Source organism: Mesorhizobium abyssinicae (genome assembly GCF_049887195.1).
GTDB classification, from domain to species: Bacteria; Pseudomonadota; Alphaproteobacteria; order Rhizobiales; family Rhizobiaceae; genus Mesorhizobium; species Mesorhizobium abyssinicae.
This window is the reverse complement of record NZ_JARAKC010000031.1, coordinates 1-22189: the sequence shown is the minus strand read 5'-3', so window position 1 is coordinate 22189 and position 22189 is coordinate 1. Positions and strand designations below refer to the sequence as shown.

Here is a 22189-nt window from a genome sequence, read left to right as displayed (position 1 = left end):
TGTCTCGGCAGAGCATTTCTGTAGTGGGTAGGCTTCAATATTTCTCTTGAGGACCAAGCGCCTCAGAGCCTAGAGAGGGTTCTCTTCAATTCTCTTGATTGCCCGTACCGCCACGTGCCCGTAGCCGGGATGAATTGCCCAGGCCCGAAGCAGCGGAATATCGGCGGCGTCGCCAACTTTCCCGAGGTTCGCCAACGCTTTCTGCATTACATCATCGATCCTGAAGAATTCGAAATATCCTGACTGACGTGTTGGCTGTTCCAGCGCCGCGCGGTAAATCGCGGCGATTTCATTGGGAAAGTCCTCGGCGAAGGATGTGACCACCGGTTCTGAACCGGGAAGCCGCCGGGCGCTTTCCTCAAACATGTGGCCGGCACCTGAAAACTCCCTGATCACAGCAGCGGCTACCCCGTGTTCATGCCGTGACAATGTTGCCAGCGGCGCACCGCAATTAACGATGCGCTCAGCTTTGGAAAGATCATCGCGGTTCAGCCAATAGATAATCGCCCCACAAGCTAAAAACGCATGATCCGCCGGGGACGCAGCTTCCGCCGAACGATCGGGCAAAGGATAATGCAACCGTGCAAGCGCCGCATGCGCCATTTCGAAGGTGCGAACGGCGTCCTGCATCATCACTTCCTTTTTCGGCGGAAGGGCCGTCCATGATGCGATGGCGGTGCCAGCAGCCGGATCCCCAGAAGATGCCACCTCCGCAAGCAACGGTGCGGAAAACATTGACTGACGGTCGACATCTTGGGCTGCTAACAACAACAAGGCATTGCGGTCGTCGCTCGTCAAAGCGCCCCACGCTTCCCAGTAGGCGCCATCATAGGGATGGTCAAATTGTGCGCTCCACAGGCCGGCAGCGGCTCCGGCCATCAACGGGTCATCGCAGTTGGCCAGCACGGCTTCGATTTCGCGTTTAGCACTTGCGACATGCTCTTCCTGGTCATTATCCAATGCGCCGAGAAACTTCAGCGCATCGATCATGCCCGTTGAATCGAACCCGTTGTTCGTGGGCAGCAGATCGTGGATTGCATCAATCAGGGTCTGACGTTCGTCATCGGTGAGAGCATGCGCGCTCATGCCGGCTGCGTGCATAAGCGCCATCCGCAAATGGCCTGCCGCCTTTGCCCAGAGCCGGCTCAGGATGGCTGGCAAAAGGGTGCCGACTGAAGGAGCGTCCCGCTCGGAATATTTGTCCAGTTCGATAAGCAAACCGACTTGGCCGGGGCTTAAGTTTTCCGAACGCAACCGGTCGAAGAGATTTGCCTCGACCGCGACTTTCGGCCCGTCATAGAGCTGCCCGCTATGGACGGGGCCGCAAATATGCGTAAGGCCAATGTCGTGCCCTGCAAACCCTGTGTAACTCATCGCATAAAGGCCACTTCTCAGGCCCAGCTTATGTTTTCTGGCCTCATCAAGCAGCCTGCTGTATTCCTCGGCCAGTCGGACATCCATCTTTGCAATCAGGTCCAGCACCTGATCAAGCCGTCGCCCGGTTACAAGTTCCTGAGCGATGGCGGCAAGCACCGCCCGGTCCTGGGCCGTCCATGCCTGCAATGTCTCCGGCCTTGCCCGAACACTCCAGGCAAATTCTTTCGACACTTCAAACCGCACCGTCTCGATTTCTTGCCCGAGTCTGGCAAACACCTCATCGCAGCGCGTGTTCGCCCAGCGCTCGGCGTCCCTGCCGAATTGCCCGGCCAAGCAGGCACTCACCGCCCACGCATCGGAGAGGTTGGACAACACCTGCCTGCGAAAGCGGTCATCATCGATAGCACCCAGCAGGAAGGGTTTCATCTCGAGATACCGCGGGTGCTCCAATGCCAACCCCACCGCACCTGAATCATCGCCCGCGCGCCGTAAAATCGCTTCGGCGGCGAACACGTTCAGGAACATTTCGTGGCTGAAGCTCACCCGGTCGGCGCGCCTGTCCAGAAGGTTCGCCGCTTGAAGCGTCTGCAGCAGGGTGCCCGCAACGCCTTCACGATCCGACAAGCGGTCAAGCTCCCGAACGGACAGGCTGAAGCTAACCTGGTCAGTCATTGCTCCCGCAATGCGTGACAAGGCGCGGATACCGTCTGAAGCAGCCGAACCGAGTCGCTCACGCACATAAGCATCGAACAGGCCATATTTGGTGGTTCCGGCAGGGAGGCTTCGTCGAAGCTGCCCGACCATTCTGGTTTCGAGACCGCTTCCCACCATCTCAAGAAGTTCAGAAAGCGGCTCCGATCCCGCGCCACCTGCCGCGTTCCGGGCAATTGCTTGCTTGGTTTCGGCATCCGGTACCTGGACGATGTAGTTAGCGGCAGGCAAGAGATCGTCGCGTTCAAGCGCAATCCTGCTCGAAACGACTGCGATTGCGTCATAACGCCGAATGGTCGCTGCAATGCTTCGGGTCAAGCGTTGCCGCTCCGATGGCGTGCACTCGTTGTAGCCGTCGACCACAAGCACGAGGCGCCGAGCCGAGAGCCGGGCGGCGGAAATCAAGGCAGCCGCTGATCGTGCATCAAGCAGCGTTGCCTCACGATTTGCCACATCGCGCAAGCTTCCGTCGAAATCCTTCGCAGGAATGACGATCGGGACAAAGCCTTGGCTGAGCGCGAAAAGAGCTGCCTTGTACGAGATAAGGCTCTTGCCGCAACCGGAATTGCCTGTCAGCAGAACGTTGCCGTCCATGACAACCTGTTCGACAGCCGCTTCCGACGACATCGCTTGGCCATCGAGGACGCACCGCACCGGAACCATCTCAGACGCGGTTGGGCCGTAGGTGCGCGTGAATGCTTGTCCATAAGCCAAGAGCAGCTGTTCGGCGTGGAGTAGTTCCGGGCTCAAGGCTGCGTCGAGTGAAGGGGCCGCAATCAATCTGTGATGGGCCGCGAAGGCACGCCACTCATCCAGCGACCAGCTGCGGTTCGCTGCTACCGACGTAATGAAATCCGGCAGCACACCAAGGCCGCCGACCGAAACCTTGAAATCGCCGCTTGGTACGGTCGAACCCGGCGGGATGGCGGGAACGAAGATCAAGGCGGCGTCGGGGTAGGGGACCGATGCACCCGCAAAGGCGGCCATCGTGTCGCGGAGCGCATTCTTCTCCCCCAGAGTTTGGGCGTAGAGGTTCGGGGTTTCCTTCCACTGGCCGGATGCAAGCTGCACATGCCATGTGCCGTTTTCCCCGCCGCGGACAGCGGAACTATATCCCTTCGCTTCGATAACGAGAGCTCGCCGGTCGAGGCCGATAATAAGATCAATTTGGCGGCCGCCGAAAATCACGTTGGCAAGGACAACAGCCGGAATGCCCCGCGCCGATAGGATCTCGACGGCCCGCTCGAGGGCGGCCCGCTCCGATGCGTGCTCGATAGGGGCACCTACGAAGATTTCGATAGAGGTCATTGCTGCATTATGCACGAGACAGAGGCGGCCCTCATCAGGGAACTACATGGCCCCGGTGGACGCAATTCGCGCCAAAAGGGCGTCTCTTCGTTACACAAATCCTTGCACAGCATAAGGCAATATGTCATAAATCACTTGTAAAACAACGAGATATGAGAAGGCTATTCGGTCTCCAAAACCGCAGGTCGTAGGTTCGAGCCCTGCTGCCCGTGCCATTTTCCCGAAATGGCCGATTTCAATATCGTCGATGGCCCACCAGGTCCTTGAAAACCCATGGGTGGCTTGCCATATGGCGATAATTCGGGCATAAGGCGCGCATAGCCGGGACGGAACGACTGGATGGTTCCGAGGCGGCGTTTGGCCATAAAGCGGACACTTGCCACTTGCGTGGATCAAGAATCGGTTTTATGTAGACAGAACAGACACGCGACGCGTGGAGCTGGGAAGCCGGCTTTACGCGTCCGATTTGCATGGGCGAAATGGATGCGCTGATTCGGCGCCGACATGAAGCCCAGGCGGCACGTCCCGGCCTGCGGGATCATCCAGGAGACCCGGCCAACGGGTCTTGAAGACAGAGCGGCATATGGCTTCGAAAACCACAAATCCTTTCACCTTTCTCCAGCAGGTTCGCTCGGAGACCGCCAAGGTGACCTGGCCGTCGCGTCGCGAAACGATGATCTCGACGGTGATGGTCCTGGTTTTCGCGGTCATCGCGATGATCTTTTTCTTCACCGCCGACATAGCCATGGGCTATGCGATCGAGTTCATTCTGGGCCTCGGACGTTAAGTTCGGCGATTACGGAGACGTCGTGAAATGACTGCGCGCTGGTACATTGTCCACGCCTATTCGAACTTCGAGAAGAAGGTCGCCGAGGACATCGAGAACAAGGCCAAGCAGAAGGGCCTGTCCGGCGAGATCGAGCAGATCGTGGTGCCGACCGAGAAGGTCGTGGAGATACGCCGTGGCCGCAAGGTAGACGCCGAGCGCAAGTTCTTCCCGGGCTATGTGCTGTTGAAGGCCAACCTGACCGACGCAGTGTTCTCGCTGGTCAAGAACACGCCGAAGGTGACCGGTTTCCTGGGCGACTCCAAGCCCGTGCCGATCACCGAGACCGAGGCGCAGCGCATCCTGAACCAGGTGCAGGAAGGCGTCGAGCGTCCGAAGCCCTCGGTCACCTTCGAGATCGGCGAGGCGATCCGCGTCTCGGACGGTCCGTTCGCGTCGTTCAACGGTTTCGTCCAGGAAGTGGACGAGGAGCGGGCGCGGCTCAAGGTGGAAGTTTCGATCTTCGGGCGCGCGGTGCCCGTCGATCTGGAATTCGGACAGGTCGAAAAGGGCTGATCCGAATACCCGCGCCGAAAGGCGTCGGGTTGCCCTGCGCCGGTTCGGTGGCGGGGAGGCGGCGCGAAGGTCGCGCGGCCATGAACGGGTGGGAGGCGAACGCGGCTTAGCCGGCCGCGGGAACCGCACCACCAGACTGCAACCGCCGGTGTTTCCCAGAAAGTGGGGCCGGCATGAGAAAAGGCAGGAATAGAGATGGCTAAGAAAGTTGCAGGCCAGCTCAAGCTCCAGGTTGCCGCGGGTTCGGCCACGCCGTCGCCCCCGATCGGCCCGGCGCTTGGTCAGCGCGGCATCAACATCATGGAGTTCTGCAAGGCGTTCAACGCGCAGACCCAGGAACTGGAGAAGGGTTCGCCGATCCCGGTCGTCATCACCTACTACCAGGACAAGTCGTTCACCTTCGTCATGAAGACGCCGCCGGTGAGCTACTTCCTGAAGAAGGCCGCGAACCTCAAGTCGGGCTCGAAGGAGCCGGGCAAGGTCAAGGCCGGCACGATCAGCCGCGACAAGGTGCGCGCGATCGCCGAGCAGAAGATGAAGGACCTGAACGCAAACGACGTCGAAGCGGCCATGCGCATGGTCGAGGGCTCCGCCCGCTCGATGGGCCTGGAAGTGGTGGGTTGAGATCATGGCTAAGATTGCAAAGCGTATCGCCAAGACCCGCGAAGGCATCGATCCGAACAAGTCCTACGCGCTCACTGAAGCGCTGAAGCTGCTCAAGGAGCGGTCTTCGGTCAAGTTCGACGAGACCATCGAAGTCGCGATGAGTCTCGGCGTCGACCCGCGCCATGCCGACCAGATGGTTCGCGGCGTGGTCAACCTGCCGAACGGCACCGGCCGCTCGGTGCGCGTTGCCGTGTTCGCGCGCGGCGACAAGGCCGAGGAAGCCAAGGCCGCCGGTGCTGACATCGTCGGCGCCGAGGATCTGGTCGACATCGTCCAGAAGGGCACGATCGATTTCGATCGCTGCATCGCGACGCCGGACATGATGCCGCTCGTCGGCCGTCTGGGTAAGGTGCTCGGCCCGCGCGGCATGATGCCGAACCCGAAGGTCGGCACGGTGACCCCCGATGTCGCCGCGGCCGTCAAGGCTTCGAAGGGCGGCGCCGTCGAGTTCCGCGTCGAGAAGGCCGGCATCGTCCAGGCCGGCGTCGGCAAGGTCTCGTTCGACGTCAAGGCGCTGGAAGAGAATGTGCGTGCCTTCGCCGATGCGGTGAACAAGGCCAAGCCGTCCGGCGCCAAGGGCAACTACGTCAAGAAGGTGTCGGTCACCTCGACGATGGGCCCCGGCCTCAAGCTCGACATCGCGACGCTCGCCGCGTCCTGATGCGAACCGTTCCGATCGGCCGCTAACCGGCCGATCCGCAAAGAATTCCGGGCCTCCGACTGGTTGGCGGCCCGGTACCGGAAGCCGAAAGGCTTCCGGACATCCTGTCCGAGATTGCAGGCGGCCCAACAGCCTTAATTCATGTGGGCCTGCATGAGACGGGTGAAGACCCGACAAAGGAGCCAAGGCTCCGATGAAAGGTTCGAACCGTGTTTGCCTTTTGTCTGCGCACCGGCGGCTTGCCGTCGGTGTGGCGAAAGGGGGCAGGATCCTCGAGCGTCGTTCGGGAGATCCGTTACTGGATGGCCCGGCCGGCAAAAAGGCAACCCGACGCCTGTCCTCTAAATGGGAATGTTCCCATCGATGGGGCAGGGGTCAACTGGAGATAGGCAGTGGACAGAGCGGAAAAACGCGAACTCGTCACGGGCCTGAATGATGCGTTTTCGAGCGCTGGTTCAGTCGTCGTGGCCCACTACGCCGGTATCACCGTCGCGCAAATGAACGACCTTCGGTCGAAAATGCGCGCCGCCGGTGGCACCGTCAAAGTCGCGAAGAACCGTCTCGCCAAAATCGCTCTTCAGGGCACGGACTCCGCATCGATCATCGACCTGTTCAAGGGACAGACGCTGATCGCCTATTCGGAGGATCCGATTGCGGCGCCGAAGGTCGCGTCCGATTTCGCCAAGGGAAATGACAAGCTCGTCATTCTCGGCGGCGCAATGGGCACCACCTCGCTCAACGCCGACGGTGTGAAGGCACTCGCCACACTTCCGTCGCTCGACGAGCTGCGCGCCAAGCTGGTTGGCATGATCGCCACGCCGGCAACCCGGATCGCCCAGATCGTCAATGCACCCGCGGCTTCGGTCGCGCGCGTCATCGGCGCTTACGCCCGGAAGGACGAGGCGGCATGAGGCCGTTCCTCGCTATCACAAACACACGTTCGAACCTTACGAAGGAATATGCAAATGGCTGATCTCGCAAAGATCGTAGACGACCTTTCGAAGCTGACCGTCCTCGAGGCGGCCGAGCTGTCGAAGCTCCTGGAAGAGAAGTGGGGCGTTTCGGCTGCCGCTCCGGTGGCGGTTGCCGCTGCTGGCGGCGCTGGTGCCGCTGCCGCTGCTCCGGCCGAAGAGAAGACGGAATTCGACGTCGTTCTCGCCGACGCCGGCGCCCAGAAGATCAACGTCATCAAGGAAGTCCGCGCCATCACCGGCCTTGGCCTCAAGGAAGCCAAGGACCTGGTCGAAGCGGCTCCGAAGCCGGTCAAGGAAGGCGTTTCCAAGGCCGACGCCGACAAGTTCAAGGCCCAGCTGGAAGCAGCCGGCGCCAAGGTTGAGCTGAAGTAAGCTTTGGCTGCGGCGGGCGGCCTCGCGCCGCCCGCCACTCCCTTGACGTCAAGGGAGCCACAGAGCGCGAGAAGCACGAAAACCTCTTTCCTGATGGCCGCGAACCGGCCTTCAGGAAACGGGTTTTCTCCCGTTTTAACCGGCTGCCGCCAGGCGGCGGGAAAAACAGATCAGGGGCTGCCGCCGAGGCGGCCCGGAATGCAAGGCGAGCCGCGGCGAGGTTCGCCCCGAGAATCGAGCTAAGGAGCGACGATGGCCCAGACCCAGACTTTCAATGGCCGCAGACGCGTACGCAAGTTCTTCGGAAAGATCCCGGAAGTTGCGGAGATGCCGAACCTGATCGAGGTTCAGAAGGCATCCTATGACCAGTTCCTGATGGTGGACGAGCCGAAGGGCGGCCGTCCCGACGAAGGACTGCAGGCCGTTTTCAAGTCGGTCTTCCCGATCTCCGATTTTTCCGGCTCCTCGATGCTGGAGTTCGTGAAGTACGAGTTCGAAGGACCGAAATTCGACGTTGACGAATGCCGTCAGCGCGACCTGACCTATGCCGCGCCGCTGAAGGTGACGCTGCGCCTCATCGTGTTCGATATCGATGAGGATACCGGCGCGAAGTCGATCAAGGACATCAAGGAGCAGGACGTCTACATGGGCGACATGCCGCTCATGACGTCGAACGGCACCTTCATCGTCAACGGCACCGAGCGCGTCATCGTCTCGCAAATGCACCGCTCGCCGGGCGTCTTCTTCGACCACGACAAGGGCAAGTCGCACTCGTCGGGCAAGCTCTTGTTCGCCGCGCGCGTCATCCCCTATCGCGGCTCGTGGCTCGACATCGAGTTCGACAGCAAGGACGTCGTGCACGCCCGCATCGACCGCCGCCGCAAGATTCCGGTGACGTCGCTCTTGATGGCGCTCGGCATGGACGGCGAGGAGATCCTGTCGACCTTCTACAACAAGATCACCTACAAGCGCGCCGGCGACCACTGGCGCATTCCCTTCAACGTCGAGCGCTTCCGCGGCCTCAAGGCCGTTGGCGACCTGGTCGATGCCGATACCGGCGAGATCGTCGTCGAGGCCGGAAAGAAGATCACCGCGCGCCAGGCCCGCCAGCTCGGCGAAAAGGGTCTGAAGGCGATCAAGGCGACCGACGAGGACCTGCTCGGCAACTACCTCGCCGAGGATATCGTCAACTACGCCACCGGCGAGATCTTCCTCGAGGCCGGCGACGAGATCGACGACAAGACGCTCAAGGTGCTGCTCGGCACCGGCGAGGGCGAGATCCAGATCCTCGACATCGACCACGTCAATGTCGGCGCCTATATCCGCAACACGCTCGCCGTCGACAAGAACGAGAGCCGCCAGGACGCGCTGTTCGACATCTACCGTGTCATGCGCCCGGGCGAGCCGCCGACGCTCGAAACTGCCGAAGCCATGTTCAACTCGCTGTTCTTCGACAGCGAGCGCTATGACCTGTCGGCCGTCGGCCGCGTCAAGATGAACATGCGCCTCGAGCTCAAGGCAGAGGACACCGTGCGCGTGCTGCGCAAGGAAGACATCCTGGCCGTGGTCAAGACGTTGGTGGAACTGCGCGACGGCAAGGGCGAGATCGACGACATCGACAATCTCGGCAACCGCCGCGTGCGCTCGGTCGGCGAGCTGATGGAAAACCAGTACCGCGTCGGCCTGCTGCGCATGGAGCGCGCGATCAAGGAACGCATGTCCTCGATCGAGATCGACACGGTGATGCCGCAGGACCTGATCAACGCCAAGCCGGCGGCCGCCGCCGTGCGCGAGTTCTTCGGTTCCTCGCAGCTGTCGCAGTTCATGGACCAGACCAACCCGCTGTCGGAGATCACCCACAAGCGCCGCCTCTCGGCGCTTGGACCGGGCGGTCTGACCCGCGAGCGCGCCGGCTTCGAGGTGCGCGACGTGCACCCGACGCACTACGGCCGCATCTGCCCGATCGAGACGCCGGAAGGCCCGAATATCGGTCTGATCAACTCGCTGGCGACCTTCGCGCGCGTCAACAAGTACGGCTTCATCGAGAGCCCGTACCGCAAGATCGTCAACGGCAAGCTGACCAACGAGGTCGTCTACCTGTCGGCCATGGAAGAAGCCAAGCACCATGTCGCGCAGGCCAATGCCGAGCTCGACAAGAATGGCGGCTTCGTCGATGAGTTCGTCATCTGCCGCAACGCCGGCGAAGTGATGATGGCGCCGCGCGAGAACGTCGACCTGATGGACGTGTCGCCGAAGCAGATGGTTTCGGTGGCGGCAGCGCTCATCCCATTCCTCGAGAACGACGACGCCAACCGCGCGCTGATGGGCTCGAACATGCAGCGTCAGGCCGTGCCGCTGGTGCGCGCCGAGGCGCCGTTCGTCGGCACCGGCATGGAGCCGATCGTCGCCCGTGACTCCGGCGCCGCCATCGGCGCCCGCCGCGGCGGCATCGTCGACCAGGTGGACGCGACGCGTATCGTCATCCGCGCCACGGAAGATCTCGATCCCGGCAAGTCGGGCGTCGACATCTACCGGCTGATGAAGTTCCAGCGTTCGAACCAGAACACCTGCATCAACCAGCGTCCGCTGGTGCGCATGGGCGACCGCGTCAACAAGGGCGACATCATCGCCGACGGTCCTTCGACGGAGCTCGGCGATCTGGCGCTCGGCCGCAACGTGCTGGTCGCGTTCATGCCGTGGAACGGCTACAACTACGAGGACTCGATCCTCTTGTCGGAGCGCATCGTCGCCGACGACGTCTTCACCTCGATCCATATCGAGGAGTTCGAGGTCATGGCGCGCGATACCAAGCTCGGGCCGGAGGAAATCACGCGCGACATTCCGAACGTCTCGGAAGAAGCGCTGAAGAACCTCGACGAAGCCGGCATCGTCTACATCGGCGCCGAAGTGCAGCCGGGCGACATCCTGGTCGGCAAGATCACGCCGAAGGGTGAAAGCCCGATGACGCCGGAAGAGAAGCTTCTGCGCGCCATCTTCGGCGAAAAGGCCTCCGACGTGCGCGATACCTCCATGCGCATGCCTCCGGGCACCTTCGGCACGGTTGTCGAAGTGCGCGTCTTCAACCGCCACGGCGTGGAGAAGGACGAGCGCGCCATGGCGATCGAGCGCGAGGAGATCGAACGCCTGGCCAAGGACCGCGACGACGAGCAGGCGATCCTCGACCGCAACGTCTATTCGCGCCTGTCCGACATGCTGGTCGGCAAGGATGCGATTGCCGGACCGAAGGGCTTCAAGAAGGGCTCGAAGCTGGCGAAGGATACGCTGGACGACTATCCGCGCTCGCAGTGGTGGCAGTTCGCGGTGGAGAACGAAAAGCTCCAGAGCGAACTGGAAGCCCTGCGCGGCCAGTACGACGATTCCAAGAAGGCGCTGGAACAGCGCTTCATGGACAAGGTCGAGAAGGTGCAGCGCGGCGACGAAATGCCTCCGGGCGTCATGAAGATGGTCAAGGTCTTCGTGGCCGTGAAGCGCAAGATGCAGCCGGGCGACAAGATGGCCGGCCGGCACGGCAACAAGGGTGTCGTGTCGCGCATCGTTCCGGTCGAGGACATGCCTTTCCTCGAGGACGGCACGCATGCCGATATCGTGCTCAACCCGCTGGGTGTGCCGAGCCGCATGAATGTCGGCCAGATCCTGGAAACGCATCTGGGCTGGGCCTGCGCCGGCATGGGCAGGAAGATCGGCGAGCTGATCGAGGCGTACAAGGCGGGCGGCGACATCAAGCCGCTGCGCAAGACGATCGAGAGCTTCATGCCGGCCAATGACCGCAACGAGCCGGTCCGCGAGTACGACGACGAAAGCATCATTCGCCTCGGCGAGCAGATGCGCCGCGGCGTCTCCATCGCGACCCCGGTGTTCGACGGCGCGCATGAGGGCGACATCAACATCATGCTGGAGCAGGCGGGCCTGCACACCAGCGGTCAGTCGCAGCTCTATGACGGACGCACCGGCGAGCCGTTCGATCGCAAGGTGACGATGGGCTATATCTATATGCTCAAGCTTCACCACCTGGTGGACGACAAGATCCACGCGCGTTCGATCGGCCCGTACTCGCTGGTCACCCAGCAGCCGCTGGGCGGCAAGGCGCAGTTCGGCGGCCAGCGCTTCGGCGAAATGGAGGTCTGGGCGCTCGAAGCGTACGGCGCCGCCTACACGCTGCAGGAGATGCTGACGGTGAAGTCGGACGACGTCGCCGGACGCACCAAGGTCTACGAAGCTATCGTCCGTGGCGACGACACGTTCGAGGCCGGCATTCCGGAGAGCTTCAACGTTCTCGTCAAGGAAATGCGGTCCCTCGGCCTCAATGTCGAGCTGGAGAACACCAAGCTCGACGACGCTCCGGTGCGGCTGCCCGATGCTGCCGAATAGGGGCGCAGCCGAATAAGGCAACGGCGCGCCGCGCAAGATCGCGGCGCGCCAATCAAATTCTTCGGCCGGTGGGCCGACCACTCAGCGGGCATTCGGCCCGCGTCAGATGCAAGGGGTTTTCGAGGACCCCGAAAAGGAGAACGGCATGAACCAAGAGGTCATGAATCTCTTCAATCCCCAGGCGCCGGCGCAGGTGTTCGATTCCATCCGGATTTCGCTCGCCAGCCCTGAGAAGATTCTGTCCTGGTCGTTCGGCGAGATCAAGAAGCCGGAGACCATCAACTACCGCACCTTTAAGCCGGAGCGTGACGGCCTGTTCTGCGCGCGCATTTTCGGACCGATCAAGGACTACGAGTGCCTGTGCGGCAAGTACAAGCGCATGAAGTACAAGGGCGTCATCTGCGAGAAGTGCGGCGTCGAAGTCACGCTGTCGCGGGTGCGGCGCGAGCGCATGGGCCATATCGAGCTCGCCGCGCCCGTCGCCCATATCTGGTTCCTGAAGTCGCTGCCGTCGCGCATCGGCACGCTGCTCGACATGACGCTGAAGGACATCGAGCGCGTCCTCTACTTCGAGAACTACATCGTCACCGAGCCCGGCCTTACCGCGCTGAAGGAGCACCAGCTGCTCAGCGAGGAAGAGTACATGCTGGCCGTCGATGAGTATGGCGAGGATTCGTTCACCGCCATGATCGGCGCCGAGGCCATTCACGACCTGCTGGCCGGCATGGACCTGGAGAAGATCGCCGGCGACCTGCGTTCGGAACTGGCTTCGACCACCTCCGAGCTGAAGCAGAAGAAGTATCTGAAGCGGCTCAAGGTCGTTGAGAACTTCATGGAGTCCGGCAACCGTCCGGAATGGATGATCATGAAGGTGGTTCCGGTGATCCCGCCGGACCTGCGCCCGCTCGTCCCGCTGGACGGCGGCCGTTTCGCCACGTCCGACCTCAACGACCTCTATCGCCGCGTCATCAACCGCAACAACCGCCTGAAGCGGCTGATCGAGCTGCGCGCGCCCGGCATCATCGTGCGCAATGAAAAGCGCATGCTGCAGGAAGCGGTCGACGCCCTGTTCGACAACGGCCGTCGCGGCCGCGTCATCACCGGCGCCAACAAGCGTCCGCTGAAGTCGCTGTCCGACATGCTGAAGGGCAAGCAGGGCCGGTTCCGCCAGAACCTGCTCGGCAAGCGCGTCGACTATTCCGGCCGCTCGGTCATCGTGACCGGTCCGGAGCTCAAGCTGCACCAGTGCGGCCTGCCGAAGAAGATGGCGCTCGAGCTGTTCAAGCCCTTCATCTACGCCCGCCTCGACGCCAAGGGTTTCTCCTCGACCGTCAAGCAGGCCAAGAAGCTGGTCGAGAAGGAGCGTCCGGAGGTCTGGGATATCCTCGACGAGGTCATCCGCGAGCACCCGGTGCTGTTGAACCGCGCGCCGACGCTGCACCGCCTCGGCATCCAGGCGTTCGAGCCGATCCTGATCGAAGGCAAGGCGATCCAGCTGCATCCGCTGGTCTGCACGGCTTTCAACGCCGACTTCGACGGCGACCAGATGGCCGTCCACGTGCCGCTGTCGCTGGAAGCGCAGCTCGAAGCCCGCGTGCTGATGATGTCGACCAACAACATCCTGCACCCGGCTTCCGGCGCGCCGATCATCGTGCCGTCGCAGGACATGGTTCTCGGTCTCTACTATCTCTCGATCGTCAACCAGAACGAGCCGGGCGAGGGCATGGTGTTCGCCGACATGGGCGAGCTGCAGCATGCGCTCGAGACCAAGGCGGTGACGCTGCACGCCAAGATCAAGGGCCGCTTCCGCTCGGTCGACGCCGAAGGCAATGTCGTGTCGAAGATCTATGACACCACGCCTGGCCGCATGATCATCGGCGAGCTGCTGCCGAAGAACGTCAACGTGCCTTACGAGACCGCCAACCAGGAGATGACCAAGAAGAACATCTCCAAGATGATCGACACCGTCTACCGCCATTGCGGTCAGAAGGAGACGGTTATCTTCTGCGACCGCATCATGGCGCTCGGCTTCGCGCATGCCTGCCGCGCCGGCATTTCGTTCGGCAAGGACGACATGCTGATCCCGGACACCAAGATCAAGCTGGTGTCCGAGACCGAGGCTTTGGCCAAGGAATACGAGCAGCAGTACAATGACGGCCTGATCACCCAGGGCGAGAAGTACAACAAGGTCGTCGATGCCTGGGCCAAGTGCTCCGAAAAGGTCGCCGACGAGATGATGGCCCGCATCAAGGCCGTCGAGTTCGAGGACAACGGCCGTCAGAAGCCGATGAACTCGATCTACATGATGTCGCATTCGGGTGCGCGCGGTTCGCCCACCCAGATGCGTCAGCTCGCCGGCATGCGCGGCCTGATGGCCAAGCCGTCGGGTGAAATCATCGAGACGCCGATCATCTCGAACTTCAAGGAAGGCCTCACCGTGCTCGAGTACTTCAACTCGACCCACGGCGCCCGCAAGGGTCTGGCCGACACCGCTCTGAAGACGGCGAACTCGGGCTACCTCACCCGTCGTCTTGTCGACGTGGCGCAGGACTGCATCGTCAACTCGCTCGACTGCGGCACCGACAAGGGCCTCACCATGCAGCCGATCGTCGATGCCGGCCAGATCGTCGCCTCGATCGGCCAGCGTGTTCTCGGCCGCACGTCGCTCGACGACATCAACCATCCGGTGTCGGGCGAGGTTCTGGTCAAGGCCGGAACGCTGATGGACGAACGCGATGTGGAGCAGATCGAGAAGGCCGGCGTCCAGTCGGTACGCATCCGCTCGGCGCTGACCTGCGAGGTCAGGACCGGCGTCTGCGCGGTCTGCTACGGTCGCGACCTCGCCCGCGGCACGCCTGTCAACCAGGGCGAAGCCGTCGGCGTCATCGCGGCGCAGTCGATCGGCGAGCCGGGCACCCAGCTCACCATGCGTACCTTCCACATGGGCGGTACGGCGCAGGTGGTGGACTCTTCGTTCCTCGAAGCCTCGTATGAGGGCAAGGTCGAGATCCGCAACCGCAACGTGGTGCGCAACTCGGACGGCCAGCAGATGGTCATGGGCCGCAACATGGCGGTGCTGATCCTCGACGAGACCGGCAAGGAACGCGCCACGCACCGCGTCACTTATGGTTCGCGTATTTTCGTGGACGATGGCGACAAGGTGAAGCGCGGCCAGCGCATCGCCGAGTGGGATCCCTACACCCGCCCGATCCTCACCGAAATCGAGGGCAAGGTGCAGTTCGAGGATCTGGTCGACGGCATTTCCGTGCAGGAAACGGCCGACGAATCGACCGGCATCACCAAGCGCGAGGTCATCGACTGGCGCTCGACGCCGCGCGGCAACGACCTGAAGCCCGCGATCGTCGTGCATGACGCCAAGGGCAAGGTCGGCAAGCTGTCGAAGGGCGGCGATGCACGCTTCCTGCTCTCGGTCGAGGCCATCCTCTCGGTCGAGCCGGGCGCGCATGTCCGTCCCGGCGACGTGCTGGCGCGTATCCCGATGGAAAGCGCCAAGACCAAGGACATCACCGGCGGTCTGCCGCGTGTTGCCGAGCTGTTCGAGGCCCGTCGTCCGAAGGATCACGCCATCATCGCCGAGATCGACGGCACGGTCCGCTTCGGCCGCGACTACAAGAACAAGCGCCGCATCATCATCGAGCCGCACGACTCGACGCTCGAGCCGGTCGAATACCTGATCCCGAAGGGCAAGCCGTTCCATCTCCAGGACGGCGACGTCATCGAGAAGGGCGACTACATCCTCGACGGCAATCCGGCGCCGCACGACATCCTGGCGATCAAGGGCGTGGAGGCGCTTGCGTCCTACCTCGTCAACGAGATCCAGGAGGTCTACCGCCTGCAGGGCGTGTCGATCAACGACAAGCACATCGAGGTGATCGTTCGCCAGATGCTGCAGAAGGTCGAGATCACCACGCAGGGCGACTCGACCTACATTCCGGGCGACCACGTCGACGTTATCGAGCTGGAAGAGGTCAACGAGCGGCTGATCGAGGACGGCAAGAAGCCGGCCGAAGGCCAGCCGGTGCTGCTCGGCATCACCAAGGCTTCGCTGCAGACGCCGTCGTTCATCTCGGCCGCCTCCTTCCAGGAGACGACGAGGGTGCTCACCGAAGCGGCGGTTGCCGGCAAGACCGACATGCTGCAGGGCCTGAAGGAAAACGTCATCGTCGGCCGGCTGATCCCGGCCGGCACGGGCGGCACGATGAGCCAGATCCGGCGCATCGCCACCTCGCGCGACGAGTTGATCATCGACGAGCGCCGCAAGGCGTCTGGCGTCGAGGTCGCCGAGCCGATGCTGACCGACATGGTCACCGCCGCGCAGTAAGCGCGGGACGACAAGAGAAGAAGGAAAGGGGCCCGCGTGGCCCCTTTCGCGTTTTCAGCGCCACGAGGAACCATCATGAGCAAGAAGAACTGGACGGCCGTCGATGACTACATCGTTTCCTCGCTCTTCGCGGCGGATCCGGTGCTTGACGCAGTGCTCGCGGCCAATCGCGACCAGGGCCTGCCGGCGATCGACGTCTCGGCCGCGCAAGGCAAGCTGCTGTTGCTGCTGGTGCGCATCCGCGGCGCGAGAAGGGTGCTGGAGATCGGAACGCTGGGCGGCTACTCGACCATCTGGATGGCGCGGGGACTGCCAGCCGATGGAAAGGTTGTGACGCTGGAGCTCGATCCGCACCATGCCAGGGTCGCACGCTCGAACTTCGAGCGGGCAGGGGTGTCAGACCGGATCGATCTGCGCATCGGTCCGGCGCTTCAATCGCTCGCCGCGCTGAGTGGCGAAAACGCGGGTCCGTTCGATCTGGTCTTCATCGACGCCGACAAGCCGAGCAATCCGAATTATCTCGACTGGGCAATGAAGCTGTCACGGCCTGGAACGGTCATCGTCTGCGACAACGTCATTCGTGACGGCGCTGTGGTGCAGGAAGATAGCGGCGACGCCAATGTCGAAGGCGCACGCGCGGCGTTCTCGTTCATCGGCGGCGACAAGCGGCTCGATGGAACGGCCATCCAGACCGTCGGCGCCAAGGGCTATGACGGCTTTGCGATAGCGATCGTCGAGTGACATCACACCGTGAATGATGATGATCAGACCAACTTGGTCGTGCTCACTTTGTCATAGGCTGTTCATTTGACGACCGGCTTCCCCCAATCCGTCGCTGCTTCGCAGCGCCACCTTTCCCCCCTCCGGAGGGAAAGGAAGGCGCGTTGGACGAGCGTCGGCGGCAATAGGCTCGCGCCCTTCCTCTCCCCCGTCGATCGGGGGAGAGGTGGCTCGGCGTAGCCGAGACGGAGTGGGGGTCGACCTGGCAGGAGCGTGCATTCCAGCCAGGTCCGCGAGCCAATCGCATGCATAAATCAGTCGAAGAACGCCTCGACGACGTTGCGCTTGCCGAGCATGAAGGCGTCGGCGACGTGCTGCAGCGGCGCCAGGTCGACGTCGGAGACGCCGGCGCGGACGATCTCGGCGAAGCGACTGTAGAGCATCGGATACTCCGCTTCCGGCTCGTCATGGACGATCTTGCCGTCGATGGCGAGCTTCGCGCCGCCGCCCGAAAGCACCATCTTGCCCTTGTCCGTCTCGGCCACGATGTCCCAGCTTTGCGGGCCGGTCTGCAGCCAGTCGAGCTCCATCGTCACCGGCACTCCGTTCGAGGTGCGGAAGGCGACATGCGCGGCAACGGGGGAGGCGCGATTCTCCGGAAAATCGAGAACCGCCGAAGTGATGAACATCGCCGGCAGGATGTGTGTGGCGATTGACAGCGCATTGATGCCCGGATCGAAGACGCCGAAGCCTCCCGGCGCCCAGATCCATTCCTGGTTCGGGTGCCAGCGGCGCACATCTTCCTTCCAGATGATGGCGGCGGAACTGATCCTGGCCGAGGCCAGGAATGCGCGCCCGGCCTCGACCGCCGGCGCATAGCGTGAGTGCCAGCTGGCGAAGAGAGAAACGCCATGCTTGCCGGCAATTCGCTTCAGGTCCTCGACCTCGCTGACGGTGGCGCCCGGCGGCTTTTCCAGGAAGACATGCTTCCCGGCTTCGAGCGCTGCGCGCGCGGCGTCGTAGCGGAACTGCGGCGGCATGCAGAGCGAGACGGCCTCGAGGTCCGATACGGCTTCGAGCATTGCCTCGATGGTCGGAAAGTTCGGGATGCCGTCGACCTTGCCGTGCCGGCTGGCGGCGGCGATGAGCTGGTAGTCGCTGTCCTTCGCCAGAGCCGGAAGATGCTGGTCGCGGACGATCTTGCCCACGCCGACGATGCCGAGCTTGATGGGACCTTTGTTCGAGGGCATGGGAACTCCGAGGATTTGGAAAGGTGGGTGTTTCTACGCAGGGAAGCGATGGGGGGCAAGCCGACGCCTGCGAGTCGCGGGCCCCTGCAAGCTCAACGCTGATTCAGATCGGCTCGTCGAACGTGATGATCGACACTTCGCCTTCGAGCGCGCCCTGGTAGGCCGACAGATGCGGCTCGTCGTCGGGCGCGCCGTCCATGTCGCCGATCTGATCGAGCTCGGCCTCGGCATAGCCTTCCGCGGCGAGCGAATCGAGCGCCTTGCGCACCGCCGAATCGTCGTCGGGCGCCACAAGCATCACATGGACGCCTTCCGGCTTGCCGCCTTTCTTCTTCCAGACACGGCCGGTGATGATGGTGACCGGGCGTTCCTCATTGTCGTTCACGGGCTGATTCCTCTCGGCAAAGGGCGGGCGAGGGCGTTTCTGCTGCTCATGCCGCCTTTTGGCATGAAGCATGGCTGGGCAACAGCCAAAAGCCGGTCACTTTCTTCCTCGCGCTTGCAAAAAGACGCAAGAAAATTACATGCGTTTTTCGCATGGCTGCCAAGCCCCGGTCCGCGCGCAATATTTGCCAGCGCGGGGTTGACGGTTCGAAGGGTTGCGAGTAGAAGCCGCCCAGTCAGAACCGATGTGAGGCTTTCCTTTTCGAGGCGACACGCCTTGGAGTTTGCCTCAAACAGGGTTCGTTTTACGAGCGAAAAGACATTTCCGGCGCGCATGAAGCGGTTTCCGCTTCCTCTGCTATTTGTTCGGGCAAGACCGCGAGGCGCGGTGTGTTGCCCGAATTTGCGTATGGAAACGACGCTTTGAGCGGCCCTGACCGGGCAAGACACGGAATTGAGAGACAAGAGGGTTTAATGCCTACCGTCAACCAGCTGATCCGCAAGCCGCGCCTGGCGCCGGTGAAGCGCAACAAGGTCCCGGCCATGCAGCAGAACCCGCAGAAGCGGGGCGTCTGCACGCGCGTCTACACCACGACGCCGAAGAAGCCGAACTCGGCGCTGCGCAAGGTGGCCAAGATCCGCCTGACCAATGGTTTCGAGGTGATCGGCTACATCCCGGGCGAAGGCCACAACCTGCAGGAACACTCCGTGGTCATGATCCGCGGCGGCCGCGTCAAGGACCTTCCGGGCGTGCGCTACCACATCATCCGCGGCGTGCTCGATACCCAGGGCGTCAAGAACCGCAAGCAGCGCCGTTCGAAATACGGTGCCAAGCGTCCGAAGTAAGGTTTTCCGGCTTCGGCGCTTTTTTTGACTGCGCCGGGCTATGAGAGATTGAGAGACAAAAGCCATGTCCCGTCGTCACAGTGCAGAAAAGCGTGAGATCAATCCGGACCCGAAGTTCGGCGACCTGATCGTCACCAAGTTCATGAACGCCGTCATGTATGACGGCAAGAAGTCGGTTGCCGAGACCATCGTCTACGGCGCGCTGGACCAGGTCCAGGCCAAGACCAAGCAGGAGCCGGTCACCGTCTTCCATCAGGCGCTCGACAATGTCGCGCCGCATGTGGAAGTGCGTTCGCGCCGCGTCGGCGGCGCCACCTACCAGGTTCCGGTCGACGTGCGCCCCGAGCGCCGCCAGGCGCTGGCCATCCGCTGGCTGATCACCGCGGCGCGCAACCGCAACGAGACCACCATGATCGACCGCCTCTCGGGCGAGCTGATGGACGCGGCCAACAACCGCGGTACGGCCGTCAAGAAGCGTGAAGACACCCACAAGATGGCGGAAGCCAACCGCGCCTTCGCGCACTACCGCTGGTAAAGCGCGAACGAGACTGAGAGGCACCTCCCATGGCCCGCGAATACAAAATCGAAGACTACCGCAATTTCGGTATCATGGCGCATATCGACGCCGGCAAGACGACGACGACCGAGCGCGTCCTGTACTACACGGGCAAGTCGCACAAGATCGGCGAAGTCCATGACGGCGCTGCCACCATGGACTGGATGGAGCAGGAGCAGGAACGCGGCATCACCATCACGTCGGCCGCGACCACGACCTTCTGGAAGGGTCGTGACGGCAAGATGCACCGCTTCAACATCATCGACACTCCCGGACACGTCGACTTCACCATCGAGGTCGAGCGTTCGCTGCGCGTGCTCGACGGCGCCATTGCGCTGCTCGACGCCAATGCCGGTGTCGAACCGCAGACGGAGACCGTCTGGCGCCAGGCCGACAAGTACCACGTGCCGCGCATGATCTTCTGCAACAAGATGGACAAGATCGGCGCCGACTTCTACCGCTCGGAAGAAATGATCGGCTCGCGCCTCGGCGCACAGGCTGTCGTCATGCAGCTGCCGATCGGCGCCGAGACCGAGTTCAAGGGCGTCGTCGACCTCGTCGAGATGAACGCGCTGGTCTGGCGCGACGAGACGCTGGGCGCCGCCTGGGACGTCGTCGAGATCCCGGCCGACCTCAAGGAGAAGGCCGAGCAGTATCGCGAGAAGATGATCGAGGCCGCCGTCGAAATGGACGAGACCGCGCTCGAGAATTATCTCGAAGGCAAGATGCCGTCGAATGACGAGATCCGCGCGCTGATCCGCAAAGGCACCATCGCGGTCAAGTTCTTCCCGATGTTCTGTGGCTCGGCCTTCAAGAACAAGGGCGTGCAGCCGCTGCTCGACGCCGTCGTCGAATACCTGCCGTCGCCGGCCGACGTTCCGGCCATCAAGGGCGTCGATGCCAAGACCGACGCCGAGATCGAGCGTCACGCGGACGACAGCGAGCCGCTGTCGATGCTGGCCTTCAAGATCATGAACGACCCGTTCGTCGGCTCGCTCACCTTTGCCCGCATCTATTCGGGCAAGCTGGCCAAGGGCGTCTCGCTCGACAACACCGTCAAGGGCAAGAAGGAGCGCATCGGCCGCATGCTGCAGATGCATGCGAATTCGCGCGCCGACATCGAAGAGGCCTTCGCCGGCGACATCGTCGCTCTGGCTGGCCTCAAGGACACCACCACCGGCGACACGCTCTGCGATCCGCTGCACCCGGTCATCCTCGAGCGCATGGAATTCCCTGATCCGGTCATCCAGATCGCCATCGAGCCGAAGACCAAGAACGACCAGGAGAAGATGGGCCTCGCGCTGCATCGCCTGGCTGCCGAGGATCCGTCCTTCCGCGTCAAGACCGACGAGGAAAGCGGCCAGACCATCATCGCCGGCATGGGCGAATTGCACCTCGACATCATCGTCGACCGCATGCGTCGCGAGTTCAAGGTCGAGGCCAATATCGGCGCGCCGCAGGTGGCCTATCGTGAGACGATCACCCGCACGCACGAGCAGGACTACACGCACAAGAAGCAGACCGGCGGTACCGGTCAGTTCGCCCGCGTCAAGATCCTGTTCGAGCCGGATGCCGAAGGCGGCGACTTCAAGTTCGAGTCGAAGATCGTCGGCGGCGCGGTGCCGAAGGAATACGTCCCCGGCGTCGAGAAGGGCATCAACAGCGTGTTGTCGTCCGGTCCGTTCGCCGGCTTCCCGATGATCGGCGTCAAGGCGACGCTCATCGACGGCGCCTTCCACGACGTCGACTCCTCGGTGCTGGCCTTCGAAATCGCTGGCCGCGCCTGTTTCCGTGAAGCGGCGCCGAAGCTCGGCGTGCAGCTGCTCGAGCCGATCATGAAGGTCGAGGTGGTGACACCGGAAGACTACGTCGGCAACGTCATCGGCGATCTCAACGGCCGCCGTGGCCAGATCCAGGGTCAGGAGACCCGCGGTGTCGCCGTCGTGGTCAACGCGATGGTGCCGCTGGCCAACATGTTCAAGTACGTCGACAATCTGCGTTCGATGTCGCAGGGCCGCGCCCAGTACACGATGCAGTTCGACCACTACGAGCCGGTGCCGACCGCGGTCGCCCAGGAAGTTCAAAAGAAATACGCGTAACTCGAGCGGGTTGCACGACACCTTAATTCAAGCCCCGCACGGGCAAGCAGGAACGGAGACATCACATGGCAAAAGGTAAATTCGAGCGCACCAAGCCGCATGTGAACATTGGCACGATCGGCCACGTCGATCATGGCAAGACGTCGCTGACGGCGGCGATCACGAAGTATTTTGGCGAATACAAGCGCTATG

17 protein-coding genes are annotated in these 22189 nt (G+C 62.5%); 13 read left to right on the top strand and 4 right to left on the bottom strand.

What is annotated here, in order from left to right; genetic code table 11:
• Positions 1 to 69: 69 nt before the first annotated feature.
• A complete protein-coding gene (locus PU724_RS31115; protein ID WP_354425506.1) occupies positions 70 to 3396 on the bottom strand; it encodes an NERD domain-containing protein in 3327 nt (1108 codons plus the stop codon).
• A gap of 583 nt (positions 3397 to 3979) precedes the next feature.
• On the opposite strand from PU724_RS31115, the gene secE reads away from it, so the two are divergent.
• From secE to PU724_RS31070, 9 genes are all read left to right on the top strand, one after another.
• A complete protein-coding gene (gene secE / locus PU724_RS31110; protein WP_127286436.1) occupies positions 3980 to 4183 on the top strand; it encodes a preprotein translocase subunit SecE in 204 nt (67 codons plus the stop codon).
• 27 nt (positions 4184 to 4210) lie between these two features.
• Positions 4211 to 4738: a transcription termination/antitermination protein NusG gene (gene nusG / locus PU724_RS31105; protein WP_059189556.1), complete on the top strand. Its 528-nt coding sequence runs from the start codon at positions 4211 to 4213 to the stop codon at positions 4736 to 4738.
• A gap of 195 nt (positions 4739 to 4933) precedes the next feature.
• Positions 4934 to 5362: a 50S ribosomal protein L11 gene (rplK, locus tag PU724_RS31100; protein WP_095765524.1), complete on the top strand. Its 429-nt coding sequence runs from the start codon at positions 4934 to 4936 to the stop codon at positions 5360 to 5362.
• A gap of 4 nt (positions 5363 to 5366) precedes the next feature.
• Positions 5367 to 6065 carry a 50S ribosomal protein L1 gene (gene rplA / locus PU724_RS31095; protein ID WP_354425508.1) on the top strand — a complete coding sequence of 233 codons (699 nt, stop codon included), beginning with the start codon at positions 5367 to 5369 and terminating at the stop codon, positions 6063 to 6065.
• A 392-nt stretch (positions 6066 to 6457) separates the two neighbouring features.
• Entirely contained in the window at positions 6458 to 6976 is a 519-nt protein-coding gene (gene rplJ, locus PU724_RS31090; protein ID WP_127286434.1) for a 50S ribosomal protein L10, read from the top strand.
• A 54-nt stretch (positions 6977 to 7030) separates the two neighbouring features.
• Positions 7031 to 7411: a 50S ribosomal protein L7/L12 gene (gene rplL / locus PU724_RS31085; protein WP_059189560.1), complete on the top strand. Its 381-nt coding sequence runs from the start codon at positions 7031 to 7033 to the stop codon at positions 7409 to 7411.
• A gap of 252 nt (positions 7412 to 7663) precedes the next feature.
• Complete coding sequence (gene rpoB, locus PU724_RS31080; RefSeq protein WP_135858412.1) at positions 7664 to 11800, top strand: DNA-directed RNA polymerase subunit beta; 4137 nt, start codon at positions 7664 to 7666, stop codon at positions 11798 to 11800.
• Between the two features lie 145 nt (positions 11801 to 11945).
• Positions 11946 to 16142 carry a DNA-directed RNA polymerase subunit beta' gene (rpoC, locus tag PU724_RS31075; RefSeq protein WP_127310835.1) on the top strand — a complete coding sequence of 1399 codons (4197 nt, stop codon included), beginning with the start codon at positions 11946 to 11948 and terminating at the stop codon, positions 16140 to 16142.
• A 75-nt stretch (positions 16143 to 16217) separates the two neighbouring features.
• Positions 16218 to 16883, top strand: coding sequence for an O-methyltransferase (locus PU724_RS31070; RefSeq protein ID WP_354425511.1), 666 nt, complete (start codon positions 16218 to 16220; stop codon positions 16881 to 16883).
• 293 nt (positions 16884 to 17176) lie between these two features.
• On the opposite strand, the gene PU724_RS31065 is transcribed toward PU724_RS31070, so the two are convergent.
• The 3 genes from PU724_RS31065 to PU724_RS31055 form a co-directional block, all read right to left on the bottom strand.
• Complete coding sequence (locus PU724_RS31065) at positions 17177 to 18112, bottom strand: Gfo/Idh/MocA family protein (RefSeq protein WP_354425512.1); 936 nt, start codon at positions 18110 to 18112, stop codon at positions 17177 to 17179.
• 103 nt (positions 18113 to 18215) lie between these two features.
• On the bottom strand, positions 18216 to 18497 hold the full coding sequence (locus PU724_RS31060; RefSeq protein WP_126054430.1) for a transcriptional regulator: 282 nt from the start codon (positions 18495 to 18497) through the stop codon (positions 18216 to 18218).
• A complete protein-coding gene (locus PU724_RS31055) occupies positions 18494 to 18832 on the bottom strand; it encodes a hypothetical protein (RefSeq protein WP_128274996.1) in 339 nt (112 codons plus the stop codon). The genes PU724_RS31060 and PU724_RS31055 overlap by 4 nt, the downstream gene beginning before the upstream one ends.
• Before the next feature lie 138 nt (positions 18833 to 18970).
• Here PU724_RS31055 and rpsL point away from each other — a divergent pair, with 138 nt between their 5' ends.
• The 4 genes from rpsL to PU724_RS31035 form a co-directional block, all read left to right on the top strand.
• Positions 18971 to 19342: a 30S ribosomal protein S12 gene (gene rpsL / locus PU724_RS31050; protein WP_006202128.1), complete on the top strand. Its 372-nt coding sequence runs from the start codon at positions 18971 to 18973 to the stop codon at positions 19340 to 19342.
• Positions 19343 to 19406: 64 nt separating this feature from the next.
• Positions 19407 to 19877, top strand: a complete 471-nt coding sequence (gene rpsG, locus PU724_RS31045; RefSeq protein WP_126054431.1) for a 30S ribosomal protein S7 — start codon at positions 19407 to 19409, stop codon at positions 19875 to 19877.
• A 29-nt stretch (positions 19878 to 19906) separates the two neighbouring features.
• Positions 19907 to 21997 (top strand): elongation factor G, encoded by a 2091-nt coding sequence (fusA, locus tag PU724_RS31040; RefSeq protein ID WP_127284730.1) that lies wholly within the window; start codon positions 19907 to 19909, stop codon positions 21995 to 21997.
• 65 nt (positions 21998 to 22062) lie between these two features.
• The coding region (locus tag PU724_RS31035; protein WP_244571411.1) for a GTP-binding protein at positions 22063 to 22189 on the top strand (127 nt) is incomplete at its 3' end.

Excerpts from the sequence above, each read along its gene's own strand:
- PU724_RS31115 (WP_354425506.1), bottom strand. The coding sequence starts at position 3,396 with ATGACCTCTATCGAAATCTTCGTAGGTGCCCCTATCGAGCACGCATCG.
- secE (WP_127286436.1), top strand. The coding sequence starts at position 3,980 with ATGGCTTCGAAAACCACAAATCCTTTCACCTTTCTCCAGCAGGTTCGC.
- nusG (WP_059189556.1), top strand. The coding sequence starts at position 4,211 with ATGACTGCGCGCTGGTACATTGTCCACGCCTATTCGAACTTCGAGAAG.
- rplK (WP_095765524.1), top strand. The coding sequence starts at position 4,934 with ATGGCTAAGAAAGTTGCAGGCCAGCTCAAGCTCCAGGTTGCCGCGGGT.
- rplA (WP_354425508.1), top strand. The coding sequence starts at position 5,367 with ATGGCTAAGATTGCAAAGCGTATCGCCAAGACCCGCGAAGGCATCGAT.
- rplL (WP_059189560.1), top strand. The coding sequence starts at position 7,031 with ATGGCTGATCTCGCAAAGATCGTAGACGACCTTTCGAAGCTGACCGTC.
- rpoB (WP_135858412.1), top strand. The coding sequence starts at position 7,664 with ATGGCCCAGACCCAGACTTTCAATGGCCGCAGACGCGTACGCAAGTTC.
- rpoC (WP_127310835.1), top strand. The coding sequence starts at position 11,946 with ATGAACCAAGAGGTCATGAATCTCTTCAATCCCCAGGCGCCGGCGCAG.
- PU724_RS31070 (WP_354425511.1), top strand. The coding sequence starts at position 16,218 with ATGAGCAAGAAGAACTGGACGGCCGTCGATGACTACATCGTTTCCTCG.
- PU724_RS31065 (WP_354425512.1), bottom strand. The coding sequence starts at position 18,112 with ATGCCCTCGAACAAAGGTCCCATCAAGCTCGGCATCGTCGGCGTGGGC.
- PU724_RS31055 (WP_128274996.1), bottom strand. The coding sequence starts at position 18,832 with ATGCGCGCCGGAAATGTCTTTTCGCTCGTAAAACGAACCCTGTTTGAG.
- rpsL (WP_006202128.1), top strand. The coding sequence starts at position 18,971 with ATGCCTACCGTCAACCAGCTGATCCGCAAGCCGCGCCTGGCGCCGGTG.
- rpsG (WP_126054431.1), top strand. The coding sequence starts at position 19,407 with ATGTCCCGTCGTCACAGTGCAGAAAAGCGTGAGATCAATCCGGACCCG.
- fusA (WP_127284730.1), top strand. The coding sequence starts at position 19,907 with ATGGCCCGCGAATACAAAATCGAAGACTACCGCAATTTCGGTATCATG.